Origin of the sequence: Salibaculum halophilum, assembly GCF_002094885.1 — a bacterium.
GTDB lineage: Bacteria > Pseudomonadota > Alphaproteobacteria > Rhodobacterales > Rhodobacteraceae > Salibaculum > Salibaculum halophilum.
This window is the reverse complement of sequence record NZ_MSIT01000014.1, coordinates 33,532-46,122: the sequence shown is the minus strand read 5'-3', so window position 1 is coordinate 46,122 and position 12,591 is coordinate 33,532. Positions and strand designations below refer to the sequence as shown.

Here is a 12,591-nt window from a genome sequence, read left to right as displayed (position 1 = left end):
GACCCGCAAGCCCCGCCGACCGGGATTGCCAAGCCCCGCGCGCTGGCATAACAGCAGGCCATGACGTCGATCGCCCTCATCACCGGCGCCGGCCGCGGCCTTGGCGCCGCCCTGGCCCAGGCCCTCGCCCCGACCCATCACATCGTCGCCGTGGCCCGCACCACAGGCGCGCTGGAAGAGCTTGACGACCGCATCCGCGCCGGCGGCGGCGAGGCGACGCTGGCGCCCATGGACATCACCACCGACGCGGCCATGCAGCAGCTGTGCCGCTCGATCCACGACCGCTGGGGCAAGGTCGATCTCTGGGTTCACACGGCGGTTCACGCCGCCCCATTGTCCCCCGCGGCCGCCATGGTGACCAAGGATTTCGACAGTTCCATGAACGTCAACGTCGCCGCCACGCAGCGGCTGATCGGCTATGTTGCCCCCTTGCTGGGCACCGGGGGGCGGGCCGTGTTCTTCGATGATCCACAGGCTGGCCAGCCCTATTACGGGGCCTACGGAGCCTCGAAGGCGGCGCAGATCGCGCTGGCGCGCAGTTGGCAGGCCGAGACCGTCCGGACCGGCCCGGCGGTGCAGGTGCTGACACCGCGGCCGATGCCCACCGGCACCCGCGCCCGCTTTCACCCCGGCGAGGACCGCAGCCCCCTCGCCAAGCCCGAGGACGAGGCCGCGCGGCTTCTGCCCCAGATCGCGCGATAGCACGCCTTGCCGCCCGCCTGCGCCGTGGATAGACAGGCGCGAAAAGGGGGCCGACATGCGCATTCTCATCACCAATGACGACGGGATCAACGCGCCGGGCCTCGCGGTCCTGCACGCCATCGCGACCGAGATCGCCGGCCCCGAGGGCGAGGTCTGGACCGTCGCCCCCGCCTTCGAGCAATCCGGCGTCGGCCACTGCATTTCCTACAGCCATCCGACCATGATCGCGCAGCTTGGTGAGCGCCGCTTCGCCGCCGAGGGCTCGCCTGCCGACTGCGTGCTGGCCGGGCTGCACGACGTCATGGCCGGGGCCCGGCCCGACCTCGTGCTCTCGGGGGTGAACCGGGGCAACAACGCCGCCGAGAACGCGATGTATTCGGGCACCATCGGCGGGGCGATGGAGGCGGCGCTGCAGGGCCTGCCCGCCGTCGCGCTGTCGCAATACTACGGCCCCGATAACGCCGGGGCCGACGACCCCTTCGAGGCGGCCGCCGTGCACGGCGTGGCCACCGTGCACACCCTGCTCGACAGCGCGCCCTGGGACAGCGGAGCCGATTACCGGCTGTTCTACAACGTGAATTTTCCGCCCGTGCCGGCCGCGCAGGTCAAGGGCACGCGGGCCGCGCCGCAGGGCTTTCGCCCCGACACCGGCTTTTCGGTGGAGCCGACGCATTCGCCGGCCGGGCGGCGGTTCCTGTGGATCAAGGGCGGCGCGCAGCACGCACCGACCGCGCCGGGCACCGATGCCGCCGTCAACCTGGAGGGGCACATCTCGGTCACGCCCATGCGCGCCGACCTGACCGCCCACGACCGGTTGACCGCCCTGCAGGAGGCCCTGTCGTGACACCGGAACAGCAGATGCGCTTTGTCTACGCGCTGCGTTCCAAGGGGGTGACGGATGCGCGCACGCTGGTCGCGATGGAACGCACCGACCGGTCGCGCTTCGTCAAGGGCCATTTCGCCGACCGCGCCTACGAGGACATGCCACTGCCCATCGCCTGCGGCCAGACGATCTCGCAGCCCTCGGTGGTGGGGCTGATGACCCAGGCCCTGAAGGTGCAGCCGCGCGACAAGGTGCTGGAGGTGGGCACCGGGTCGGGCTATCAGGCGGTGATCCTCAGCCGCCTGGCGCGGCGGGTCTACACGGTGGACCGCCACAAGCGGCTGGTGCAGGCGGCCCGCACCCTGTTCGAGGACATGGACCTGACCAATATCACCGCCATGACCGCGGACGGCAGCCACGGCTTGCCCGAACAGGCCCCCTTCGACCGCATCGTCGTGACCGCCGCCGCCGAGGACCCGCCGGGCCCGCTGCTGGGCCAGCTCAAGCCCGGTGGGGTCATGGTGCTGCCGGTGGGCCAGTCCGACACCGTGCAATCGCTGATCCGCGTGACCCGCGGCGACGACGGCTTCGACTACGAGGAACTGCGCCCGGTGCGCTTCGTTCCGCTGGTCGGGGGCTTGGGCGCCGACTGATTTTCCCCTATACTTTTCAAAAAAGGCGGCGCAGAGCCCGGAATGATCGCCCAGCCCCGAGGACCGAGTAGATGTTCATGCCCCAGTTGACCCGTTTTTCCGTCCGGCCCGGCCGTCTGGTGCTGGCCGGAACCGCGCTGATCGCGCTGGCCGCCTGCGACGCCGACGGCAACCTCGCCGATCTTGACCTGCGCGACCTGGGCGGCGGGTTCGACACCTCGCAATCGGTCGCGGACCTGCCCGATCGCCCGCGGCCCGACGACCGCGGCGTGATCTCCTACCCCGGCTACCAGGTCGTGGTCGCCCGCCAGGGCGAGACCGTGCGCCAGATCGCCGGCCGACTGGAGCTGAACGCGCAGGAACTGGCCCGCTACAATGCCATCGAGCCCGATACGCCGCTGCGCCGGGACGAGATCGTCGCCCTTCCCGGCCGCGTCGCCGAACCTTCGCCCGCCACCGGCGCCGAGCGCACCGGCCCGATCCGCCCTCCGTCGGAGGTGGACGTGACCACGCTCGCCGCGGACGCGATCGACCGCGCCGAGCCGCAACAACAGACGCCCGCCGCTGCCGAAGAGCCCCAGACAAGCGCGCCCGCAGGCGCGGAACCCCTGCGCCACCGGGTCGAGCGTGGCGAGACAGCCTATTCCATCGCCCGGCTGTACGGCGTGCCGGTGCGTGGGCTGGCCGAGTGGAACGGTCTGGGCGCGGACATGACGATCCGCGAGGGCCAGCAACTGCTGATCCCCGCCACGGGAACCGCGCCGACCCCACCCGACGAAGAGGTGACCGAACCGGGCCGCGGGACGCAGGCCCCCACCCCGCCCAGCGCCGCCGAGCCTTTGCCGGCCGACAGCCCCGAGACCGGGGCCGCGGAAACGCCGCCGCCCAGCCCCGATATCGGCGACCAAAGCGCCGCGGCCACCGACGCGCCACTGGTCTACCCGGTCTCGGGCAGCATCATCCGCGAGTACGATCCGCCGCAGAGCAGGGGCATCGTCTTCTCGACCGACCCGGGCGAGGCGGTACGCGCCGCGGCCGATGGAACAGTCAGGCTGATCAGCGAAGAGGTCAACGGCACCAAGTTCATCCTGGTCAACCACGGCAACAATATCTCGACCGTCTATATCGGCGTGGCCGACATATCGGTCAGCAAGGGCGACTCCGTCTCGCAGGGAGAGACCCTCGGGCTTACGGCGACGGGCGACAGCAGCACCTTCCAGTTGCAGGTGGCCGACGGCACCGACCGGGTCAATCCGGCCGACTACCTGCCGTGATCAAAATTCCAGAATTTTGATCGGCGACCGAATTTCTGGAAATGCGGTCATATCCGCACGCCCTGACGCCCGGCCAGGTCGGTAAAGAACTGCCAGGCCACACGGCCCGAGCGCGCGCCGCGGGTGGCCTGCCATTCGAGCGCCTCGGCACGCAGGCTTTCGGGATCGACGGCAACGCCGTAGGCCGCGCAATAGCCTTCGATCATGGCAAGAAACTCCTCCTGATCGCAGGGGTGGAAGCCCAGCCAGAGCCCGAAGCGATCCGACAGCGAGACCTTTTCCTCGACCGAGTCCGCCGGATTGATGGCGGTGGAGCGTTCGTTCTCGATCATGTCGCGCGGCATCAGGTGGCGCCGGTTCGACGTCGCGTAGAGCACCACGTTCTCGGGGCGCCCCTCGACACCGCCGTCCAGCACGGCCTTGAGCGCCTTGTAGTGCTGATCGTCGTTGGCAAAGGACAGGTCGTCGCAGAACAGGATGAAACGCTCCGCGCGCCCGCGCAGCATCGCCAGGCAGCGGCCGATGCTTGGCAGGTCCTCGCGCTGGATCTCGACAATCTTGAGCTGCGGATGCGCGGCGGCCACCGCCCCGTGCACCGCCTTGACGAGCGAGGATTTCCCCATCCCCCGCGCGCCCCAGAGCAGCGCATTGTTGGCCGGCATGCCGCGGGCGAACTGTTCGGTGTTGCGGCGCAGGGTGTCGCGGGACCGGTCGATGCCCAGAAGCAGGTCGATCTCGACGCGGTTGATCCGGTCAACGGCCACCAGCCGGTCGGGATCGGGGTGCCAGACGAAGGCCTGCGCCGCACGAAAATCGGGGGCCGGAACGGGCGCCGGAGCCATGCGCTCCAGCGCCCCAGCGATGCGGAGCAGAGCCTCCTCCTCCCGGCTCACCTGTCCGCGTCCTCCCCGGCGTCGTCGTCCGCGTCGTCCTCGAACCACAGGCCCTCGGCCCGCAGGCGTTCCTCGCGCTTGCGTTCGACCCGCGCGACCAGCTGGATCGAGACTTCGTAGAGACCATAAACCACTACGAAGAGGATCACCTGCGTGATGACATCCGGCGGCGTCACCAGCGCCGCCAGCGCCAGGATACCGACCACCGCGTATTTGCGCACCTGCCGCAGCCCCGGCGCGCTGACCAGCCCGGCCTTGCCCATCAGCGTCAGCAGCACGGGCAGTTGAAAGCACAGCCCGAAGGCGAGGATGAATTTGATCGTGAGGTTCAGGTATTCCTGCGCCGAGCCCTGGAAGACCACCGAAAGCCCCTGCGAGACCTGTTCGTCGACGACCGCCTCGCCCGCCTGTCCGAATTGCTGGAAGCCGAGGAAGAAATCATAGGCCAGCGGCGTGACCACGTAGAAGGCGAAGGCCGCGCCGAGAAAGAACATGAAGGGCGAGGCCACGAGGAACGGCAGGAACGCCCCCTGTTCCGAGCGGTAAAGCCCCGGGGCCACGAAGCGCCACATCTGGTGGGCGATCGCCGGAAAGGCCAGGGCGAATCCGCCCAGCAGCGAGACCTTGACCGCCACGAAGAAGCCCTCCTGCGGCGAGATGAAGATCAGGTCGCAATCCTGCCCGCGCTCGGCCAGGACCTGGCACAGCGGGTCGGTCAGGAAGTTGAAGATCGGCGTGGCGACGGTAAAGCAGATCACCATGCCCACCAGAAAGGCGATGACCGACCGGATCAGCCGCGTTCGCAGCTCGGTCAGGTGCTCGATCAGCGGTGCGGCGCTGTCCTCGATCTCGTCGCCGGTGCTGTCGCCAGTGCTCATGCGCTGTCCTTCGTGGGGCCGGGCGCGGTCTCGCCGGTATCCTCATCAGGCGCGTCCGCGCCGCTCTCGCCGGCGGTGTCGGCCGCGGCGGCCTCGCGGGCCATGCGGTCCTCGGCGACGCGGGCGGCGTTCTGGCGGATCTTCTCGGCGGCCTCCTTGCGCTCCTGCGAGAGGCGCTCGGTCTCGCCGCCGGGTTTCATCGCGGATTTCGCGGAACTCCGGACGGCGTCCGCCGCGCTCTTGGCCGGGTTGGACGCGGCGCGGATGGTCTTGTCGATGTCCTTCACGCCCGAGTCGTCGGCCGCGGCGTTCATGGCCGAGGAAAACTCGCGCGCCATGCGGCGCATCTTGCCGGTGAAGCGTCCGAAGGCGCGGAACAGGCCGGGCAGGTCTTTGGGGCCGACCACGATCAGCGCCACGATTCCGATTACCAGCAGCTCGGTCCAGCCAAGATCAGGCATGTTGCGTCAGCCGATCAGGTTTTGGTGTCTTCGTCTTCCGGGGTGACGTTCTTGGCCACCTCGTCGGACTCGGCGTCAAGCTCCTTGGTGCCGTCATCCACGCCCTTCTTGAAGGCGGTGATGCCCTTGCCGACCTCGCCCATCAGGGACGAGATCTTGCCGCGCCCGAAAAGCACCAGCACGACGATGGCGATCAGAAGAAGCCCCGGAAGGCCTATGTTGTTGAGCATGTCATTTCTCCGCTCTGTGGGCCATGCGGCCCGCATGTGGTCGTCAGCCCCGAGGATTAGGGGCATATGGCCGCCGATGAAAGGCACAATTGCCCCGCCCAATTGATTAAAGCGGGCCGGGGGCGGTTTTCAAGCGGGCCGTTCCCCGGCCGCCCAACGGATATTACTGCATCATTACCGCGATTCGCGCCCGCCGTGGCGGATGTGACGCAACCGCGCAGGCGCGATTGTGCCGCTCAGGGCGCATGGGCAAAGACAAAGCACCGGTCGCGCCGGATCATCAGCCAGAGCGCCGTGCCCGGCTTGGGCAGAAAGACCGAGGGCACCGCGGCCCGCAGCAGCGAGCCGTCGTAGTCCATGCGAAACTCCACCAGGCTTTCGGACCCCATGAACCGCGCGCGCTCCACCACGCCGCGGGCCGGGGTGCCGTCCTCAGGGGTGGGGTTGGGGCCGCGCCCGTCGCGGTCGAAATCGATCTTCAGGTGCTGGGGCCGGATCACGATGTCCAGTTCGGTGCCGTCGGGCGTGCCGGGGGCCAGGAACTGGCCGAAGGCGGTCTCGACCAGGGCGTTGCGCGCGGTGCCGCGGATCACGTTGATATCGCTGAAAAACGCCGCCGCTTCCTTGTCGACGGGGGTGTTGTAGATGTTGTAGGGGGCGCCACGCTGGACGATGTGCCCGTCGCGCATCAGGGCGATCTCGTCGGCCATGCGCATGGCCTCGGCCGGCTCGTGCGTGACCAGCAGAACCGCCGCGCCCGCCTCTTTCAGCAGGTCCAGAGTCTCATCCCGGATACCGTCGCGCAGGCGGTTGTCAAGCCCGCTGAAGGGTTCGTCCATCAGCATGATCGCGGGTTTCGGCGCCAGCGCCCGCGCCAGCGCGACGCGTTGCTGTTCGCCGCCCGACAATTCGTGCGGGTATGTGTCGGCATAGGCGAGCATCCCGACCTTGTCGAGCTGCGCCTCGGCCTGCCGGCGCAGGATGCCGCGGGGGCCGCGCAACCCGAAGGCGACGTTCTGCGCGACGCTCAGGTGCGGAAACAGGGCAAAGTCTTGGAACATCAGCCCGATGCCGCGCCCTTCGGGGGGGATGCGATGCACCGTGTCGCACAGCAGCGCGCCGTCGGCCCAGATCTCGCCGCTGTCCTGCATCTCGATCCCGGCGATCATCTGCAGCGTGGTGGACTTGCCGCAGCCCGAGGGCCCCAGCAGGCAGGTCACCTGCCCCGGCTGCACCGACAGCGACACGTCGTCGACGACGCGCCGGCCCTGGTAGGACTTGACCAGCGACCTGACCTCGAGCCTTGGGGTTTGCACTGCCACCTGCGCCTCGTTATCCGACCGAAAAAATCGGGTATCAGGGGCAGATAGCAACCCCGCGCCCGGGGGGCAAGGTCAAAGCGTGGCGTTCACCGCGCCGCCGTCCAGCAGGATGTTCTGGCCGACGATGAAGCCCGCTTTGTCGGAACACAGGAAGGCGCACATGGCCCCGAATTCCTGCGCCGTGCCATAGCGGCGGGCGGGGATCGTGGCCTGCCGCTGGGCGCGGGCCTCGTCCATCGTGATCCCCTGGCTTTCGCTCACGCCCTTGTCGAGGCTGTCGGCGCGGTCGGTGGCATGGATGCCCGGCAGCATGTTGTTGATCGTCACGCCGTGGGGGGCCACCTGCCGCGCAGTGCCCGCGACATAGCCCGTCAGCCCGGCGCGCGCCGAATTGGACAGGCCCAGCACGGGGATCGGCGATTTCACCGACTGCGAGGTGATGTTGACGACGCGGCCCCAGCCGCGCTCCATCATGCCGGGCAACAGCGCCTTCATCAGCGCGATGGGCGCCAGCATGTTGGCATCCAGCGCGGCGATGAAATCGTCGCGATCCCAGTCCGTCCACAGGCCCGGCGGCGGCCCGCCGGCATTCGTCACCAGGATATCGACCCCCGCGGCGGCGGCGATCACGCTGTCCTGGCCCTCGGGCGTTGTCACGTCGGCGGCCACGGTGGCGACCTCGACCCCGTGTGCCGCGCGTATCTCCGCGGCCGTGGCCTCCAGCGCCTCGGCGCCGCGGGCGTTGAGGATCAGGTTCACCCCGGCCTCGGCCAGCGCCTCGGCACAGCCGCGCCCCAGCCCCTTGGAGGACGCACAGACCAGTGCCCGTTTTCCCCGAATCCCGTAGTCCATCGCGTTACTCCCTGTCGTTCCACACTGTGATACAATCGCCATCGAACTGGCTGATCGTTGACCTGTTTTCGCCCCAATCCTTATGTAGCTTTGTCACAATTCACCAGAGACAACTTTCAGAGGACAGATGACCGCCGCTGCCAGCCACACCATCCCGGTCTTCCCCAGCGAGGCCTTCCGCGTGCGCGACGGCGTGGCCGAGGGCGAGCCGATCTCGTTTCTCGACGAGCTGGTGATGGACGACGTCTATCAGCTGGCGCCGGGCGCCCGGCGCCTGGCGCTGGCCTATTGCCCGGACACGGGCGCGCAGTGCCTGCGCGTCGCGGCGGGCTCGGAGATCGGCACGCCGGGCAATGCGCTCTACCTCGATTGCTGCCTGACCCTCATGGGCACCGACGGCACCACGCTCGAGGCGCTGGTCATGGTCGAGGTCGAGGGCGACGAGGCGGCCAACGTCCTGCTGCTGCCGCTGGCGCAGCTGCGCCCGGAAAGCGACTACCGGCTCGTCGGCGCCGACCGCGAAAGCGCCCCGGCCCGTTTCGGCGAGGTCGCCTTCGTCAGCTTCGCCCGTGGCACCCATATCACGCTGGCCTCGGGCGAACAGGTGCCCATCGAGGACCTGAAGACCGGCGACCGGGTCCTGACGCGCGACAGCGGCCCGCAGCAAATCCGCTGGATCGGCGAGATGACGCTGCGCGCCGTGGGCGATTTCGCCCCGGTACTGATCCGCGCGGGCGCGCTGTTCAACACGCGCGACCTGCTCTTGTCGCCCGAGCACCGGCTGTTCATCTACCAGCGGCGCGACGAGATCGGCGCCGGCCGGGCCGAGGTGCTGGTCAAGGTGCGCCACCTGATCGACGGTGAAACGGTCTACCAGCAGGACGGCGGCTTCGTGGACTACTTCCAGCTCCTCTTCGACGATCACCAGATCATCTATGCCGAGGGCATCGCCGCCGAGACCCTGCTGGTAGACAGCCGGACCCGCCCCGCCCTGCCCCGCGAGCTTGCCGCCCGGCTGGGCGAGACGCTGCCGGGCCACGAGGCGCGCCATCACCTCGACTACGAGGTGCAGGAGGAAATGGTCCGCCGCCCCGACGCCGTTCGCCGGTTGCGCCGCGCCTCCTCGGCGACCTGAGCCCACGCCGGATCGGGTCGGGATCGGCACCGGATCGGCACCGGGTCAGCGGCGCGTTGCCCTTCGCTTCGGCAGGGGCTAAGGGGGCGGCATGACACAACCCGCCACGAACCGCCCCGGCCTGCCCGCGGAAATCGCCCGCCGCCGGACCTTCGCGATCATCAGCCACCCGGACGCGGGCAAGACCACCCTTACCGAGAAGTTCCTTCTCTACGGCGGGGCCATCCAGATGGCCGGACAGGTGCGCGCCAAGGGCGAGGCGCGGCGCACCCGCTCGGACTACATGCAGATGGAAAAGGACCGGGGCATTTCCGTCTCGGCCTCGGCCATGTCCTTCGATTTCAAGGACTTCCGTTACAACCTCGTGGACACCCCCGGCCACTCGGACTTTTCCGAGGACACCTACCGCACGCTGACGGCCGTCGACGCGGCGGTGATGGTGATCGACGGGGCCAAGGGCGTGGAAAGCCAGACCCGCAAGCTCTTCGAGGTGTGCCGCCTGCGCGACCTGCCGATCCTGACCTTCTGCAACAAGATGGACCGCGAGAGCCGCGACACCTTCGAGATCATCGATGAAATTCAGGAAAACCTCGCCATCGACGTGACCCCGGCCAGCTGGCCCATCGGCATGGGGCGCGATTTCATCGGCTGTTACGACCTGCTGCGCGACCGGCTGGACCTGATGGACCGCGCCGACCGCAACAGGGTTGCCGAAAGCATCCAGATCAACGGGCTGGACGATCCGAAATTGGCCGAACATGTCCCCGCGCATCTGCTTGACCCCTTCCTGGAAGAGGTCGAGATGGCGCGCGAGCTCTTGCCGACGCTTGACGCGCAGGCGGTGCTCGAAGGGACCATGACGCCGATCTGGTTCGGCTCGGCGATCAATTCCTTCGGCGTCAAGGAGCTGATGGAGGGCATCGGCGACTTCGGCCCCGAACCCCAGCCCACCAGCGCCACGCCGCGCCAGATCGCGCCTGAAGAGGGCAAGGTCACCGGTTTCGTCTTCAAGGTGCAGGCCAACATGGACGCCAGGCACCGCGACCGGGTCGCCTTCGTCCGGCTGTCCTCGGGGCATTTCACCCGCGGCATGAAGCTGACCCATGTGCGCAGCAAGAAACCCATGGCGATCTCCAGCCCAGTGCTGTTCCTGGCCAGCGACCGCGAACTGGCCGAAGAGGCCTGGGCGGGCGACATCATGGGCATTCCCAACCACGGCCAGCTGCGCATCGGCGACACCCTGACCGAGGGCGAGACACTCAAGGTGACCGGAATCCCCTCCTTCGCGCCGGAGTTGCTTCAGGGGGTGCGCGCGGGCGACCCGATGAAGGCCAAGCACCTGGAAAAGGCCCTGTTCCAGTTCGCCGAGGAGGGCGCGGCCAAGGTTTTCAAGCCGATGATCGGCGCGGGCTATATCGTCGGCGTCGTCGGTGCCCTGCAGTTCGAGGTGCTGGGCAGCCGGATCGAGATGGAATACGGCCTGCCCGTCCGCTTCGAGCCGTCGCAGTTCACATCCGCGCGCTGGGTCCACGGCCCGCGCGAGGCCGTGGATCACTTCGCCCAGGCCAACAAGCAGCACATCAGCTACGACAACGACGGCGACGTTGTCTACATGACCCGCCTGCAATGGGACATCGACCGGGTCGAACGCGACTACCCCGAGGTCACCCTGTCGGCGACCAAGGAAATGATGGTCTGAACCGGTGCCGCACGGCCACGCCGGGCACGTGACCGCCAGGCGCGCGGTTCTCGATGGTCTTGACCTTGCACATCGCGCCGCGTAGTCGAGCGGTACAAAGACGCCACGGCAATACGGCCGGGCGGGCCGCGCGCGTATCTGCGGCCGTCTCCAACGCCGCGACCATGCGAAAGGCCTGATTTGACGAAATTCTCCGACCTGAAACTCGATGCCAAGGTTCTCAAGGCCATCGAGGAAACCGGCTACGAAACCCCAACGCCCATCCAGGCGGGGGCGATTCCCCCCGCGCTCGAGGGGCGCGACGTGCTGGGCATTGCCCAGACCGGCACCGGCAAGACCGCCGGCTTCACCCTGCCTATGATCACCATGCTCAAGCGCGGCCGCGCGCGGGCGCGGATGCCGCGCAGCCTGGTGCTGTGCCCGACCCGCGAACTGGCCACCCAGGTGGCCGAGAACTTCGACACCTACGCCAAGTACACCAAGCTGACCAAGGCACTGCTGATCGGCGGTGTCAGTTTCAAGGAACAGGACCAGCGCATCGACAAGGGCGTCGACGTCCTGATCGCCACGCCGGGCCGCCTGCTCGACCATTTCGAGCGCGGCAAGCTGATCCTGTCGGACGTCAAGGTCATGGTCGTGGACGAGGCCGACCGGATGCTCGACATGGGCTTCATCCCCGATATCGAGAAGATCTTCGGCCTGACCCCCTTCACCCGGCAGACACTGTTCTTCTCGGCCACCATGGCCAACGAGATCGAGCGGATCACCAACACCTTCCTGTCCAACCCCGCCCGCATCGAGGTGGCCCGCCAGGCCACCGCCTCGGAAACGATCGAACAGGGCGTGGTCATGTTCAAGGGGTCGCGCAAGGACCGGGCCGACAGCGAAAAGCGCAAGCTGCTGCGCGCCCTGATCGACGCCGAGGGCGCGGCCTGCAGCAACGCCATCATCTTTTGCAACCGCAAGACGGACGTGGACGCGGTGGCCAAGTCGCTCAAGAAATACGGCTATGACGCGGCCCCGATTCACGGCGATCTGGAACAATCCCAGCGCACCCGCACGCTCGACGGCTTCCGCGAGGGGTCGATCCGCCTTCTGGTGGCCTCGGACGTGGCCGCCCGGGGGCTGGACATTCCCGCAGTCAGCCACGTGTTCAACTTCGACGTGCCCAGCCATGCCGAGGATTACGTCCACCGCATCGGCCGGACGGGGCGCGCCGGGCGCTCGGGCAAGGCGGTCATGATCTGCGGCCCGCGCGACGACAAGTACTTCGAGGCGGTCGAGAAATTGCTGGAAAAGGAAATTCCGCGGCTGGAAAACCCGATGGCCGGGGGCGAAAAAGGAACCGTTCAGGCAGACGCGCCGGACGAGGACAAGCCCAAGCGCAGCCGCACGCGGTCGCGCAAGAAGGCGGACACCCCCAAGGCCAACGCGGCCCCCGCGCCCGAGGCGGAGCCGGACGAGGCCGCGGCGGCCAAGCCCGCGCCCAAGACCGAGAAGAAGCCCGACAGCCGCGCCAAGGGCAGCCGCGGCGGACGCGGCCGGGCGTCGCGGGACGAGGCCGTGGTCGGCATGGGCGACGATGCGCCCGACTTCATCGTCAAGAGCTTCGACGAACGCCGCGCCGGCTAGGATGGAAATTCCAGAATTTCCATCCCGCCGCACCGCG

General features: G+C 68.3%; 13 protein-coding genes. 7 read left to right on the top strand and 6 right to left on the bottom strand.

Annotation, left to right across the window (positions count from 1 at the left end; all coding sequences use genetic code 11):
* The first annotated feature begins 60 nt into the window (after positions 1-60).
* The 4 genes from BU124_RS10430 to BU124_RS10415 all read left to right on the top strand — a co-directional run bounded on the left by BU124_RS10430 (position 61) and on the right by BU124_RS10415 (position 3,452).
* On the top strand, positions 61-702 hold the full coding sequence (locus BU124_RS10430) for an SDR family NAD(P)-dependent oxidoreductase (protein WP_084863489.1): 642 nt from the start codon (positions 61-63) through the stop codon (positions 700-702).
* A gap of 55 nt (positions 703-757) precedes the next feature.
* Complete coding sequence (gene surE, locus BU124_RS10425) at positions 758-1,546, top strand: 5'/3'-nucleotidase SurE (RefSeq protein WP_084863487.1); 789 nt, start codon at positions 758-760, stop codon at positions 1,544-1,546.
* A gap of 14 nt (positions 1,547-1,560) precedes the next feature.
* Positions 1,561-2,178, top strand: a complete 618-nt coding sequence (locus tag BU124_RS10420) for a protein-L-isoaspartate(D-aspartate) O-methyltransferase (protein ID WP_084863485.1) — start codon at positions 1,561-1,563, stop codon at positions 2,176-2,178.
* A 77-nt stretch (positions 2,179-2,255) separates the two neighbouring features.
* Entirely contained in the window at positions 2,256-3,452 is a 1,197-nt protein-coding gene (locus BU124_RS10415) for a LysM peptidoglycan-binding domain-containing protein (protein WP_084863536.1), read from the top strand.
* Positions 3,453-3,499: 47 nt separating this feature from the next.
* Here BU124_RS10415 and BU124_RS10410 read toward each other — a convergent pair whose 3' ends face one another.
* The 6 genes from BU124_RS10410 to BU124_RS10385 all read right to left on the bottom strand — a co-directional run bounded on the left by BU124_RS10410 (position 3,500) and on the right by BU124_RS10385 (position 8,088).
* Positions 3,500-4,294: an ATP-binding protein gene (locus tag BU124_RS10410; protein WP_084863534.1), complete on the bottom strand. Its 795-nt coding sequence runs from the start codon at positions 4,292-4,294 to the stop codon at positions 3,500-3,502.
* Positions 4,295-4,341: 47 nt separating this feature from the next.
* Complete coding sequence (gene tatC, locus BU124_RS10405; RefSeq protein ID WP_084863483.1) at positions 4,342-5,223, bottom strand: twin-arginine translocase subunit TatC; 882 nt, start codon at positions 5,221-5,223, stop codon at positions 4,342-4,344.
* The gene (tatB, locus tag BU124_RS10400; RefSeq protein ID WP_084863481.1) at positions 5,220-5,684 is read right to left on the bottom strand and encodes a Sec-independent protein translocase protein TatB; all 465 of its coding nucleotides are present in this window, start codon (positions 5,682-5,684) and stop codon (positions 5,220-5,222) included. Before tatB ends, tatC begins: the two co-directional genes overlap by 4 nt.
* A 14-nt stretch (positions 5,685-5,698) precedes the next feature.
* Entirely contained in the window at positions 5,699-5,914 is a 216-nt protein-coding gene (locus BU124_RS10395) for a twin-arginine translocase TatA/TatE family subunit (protein ID WP_084863479.1), read from the bottom strand.
* Between the two features lie 236 nt (positions 5,915-6,150).
* Positions 6,151-7,230, bottom strand: a complete 1,080-nt coding sequence (locus tag BU124_RS10390) for an ABC transporter ATP-binding protein (protein ID WP_084863532.1) — start codon at positions 7,228-7,230, stop codon at positions 6,151-6,153.
* A gap of 78 nt (positions 7,231-7,308) precedes the next feature.
* Positions 7,309-8,088: an SDR family oxidoreductase gene (locus BU124_RS10385; RefSeq protein ID WP_084863477.1), complete on the bottom strand. Its 780-nt coding sequence runs from the start codon at positions 8,086-8,088 to the stop codon at positions 7,309-7,311.
* Between the two features lie 127 nt (positions 8,089-8,215).
* Between BU124_RS10385 and BU124_RS10380 the strand changes: the two genes are divergently transcribed.
* The 3 genes from BU124_RS10380 (at position 8,216) to BU124_RS10370 (ending at position 12,554) form a co-directional block, all read left to right on the top strand.
* Positions 8,216-9,223, top strand: a complete 1,008-nt coding sequence (locus tag BU124_RS10380) for a Hint domain-containing protein (protein WP_084863475.1) — start codon at positions 8,216-8,218, stop codon at positions 9,221-9,223.
* A 91-nt stretch (positions 9,224-9,314) separates the two neighbouring features.
* Positions 9,315-10,922, top strand: coding sequence for a peptide chain release factor 3 (locus tag BU124_RS10375; RefSeq protein ID WP_084863473.1), 1,608 nt, complete (start codon positions 9,315-9,317; stop codon positions 10,920-10,922).
* Positions 10,923-11,102: 180 nt separating this feature from the next.
* The gene (locus BU124_RS10370) at positions 11,103-12,554 is read left to right on the top strand and encodes a DEAD/DEAH box helicase (protein ID WP_084863471.1); all 1,452 of its coding nucleotides are present in this window, start codon (positions 11,103-11,105) and stop codon (positions 12,552-12,554) included.
* Positions 12,555-12,591: the final 37 nt, after the last annotated feature.

Coding starts and splice junctions, on each gene's coding strand:
- BU124_RS10430 (WP_084863489.1), top strand. CDS start 61: ATGACGTCGATCGCCCTCATCACCGGCGCCGGCCGCGGCCTTGGCGCC.
- surE (WP_084863487.1), top strand. CDS start 758: ATGCGCATTCTCATCACCAATGACGACGGGATCAACGCGCCGGGCCTC.
- BU124_RS10420 (WP_084863485.1), top strand. CDS start 1,561: ATGCGCTTTGTCTACGCGCTGCGTTCCAAGGGGGTGACGGATGCGCGC.
- BU124_RS10415 (WP_084863536.1), top strand. CDS start 2,256: ATGCCCCAGTTGACCCGTTTTTCCGTCCGGCCCGGCCGTCTGGTGCTG.
- BU124_RS10410 (WP_084863534.1), bottom strand. CDS start 4,294: ATGGCTCCGGCGCCCGTTCCGGCCCCCGATTTTCGTGCGGCGCAGGCC.
- tatC (WP_084863483.1), bottom strand. CDS start 5,223: ATGAGCACTGGCGACAGCACCGGCGACGAGATCGAGGACAGCGCCGCA.
- tatB (WP_084863481.1), bottom strand. CDS start 5,684: ATGCCTGATCTTGGCTGGACCGAGCTGCTGGTAATCGGAATCGTGGCG.
- BU124_RS10395 (WP_084863479.1), bottom strand. CDS start 5,914: ATGCTCAACAACATAGGCCTTCCGGGGCTTCTTCTGATCGCCATCGTC.
- BU124_RS10385 (WP_084863477.1), bottom strand. CDS start 8,088: ATGGACTACGGGATTCGGGGAAAACGGGCACTGGTCTGTGCGTCCTCC.
- BU124_RS10380 (WP_084863475.1), top strand. CDS start 8,216: ATGACCGCCGCTGCCAGCCACACCATCCCGGTCTTCCCCAGCGAGGCC.
- BU124_RS10375 (WP_084863473.1), top strand. CDS start 9,315: ATGACACAACCCGCCACGAACCGCCCCGGCCTGCCCGCGGAAATCGCC.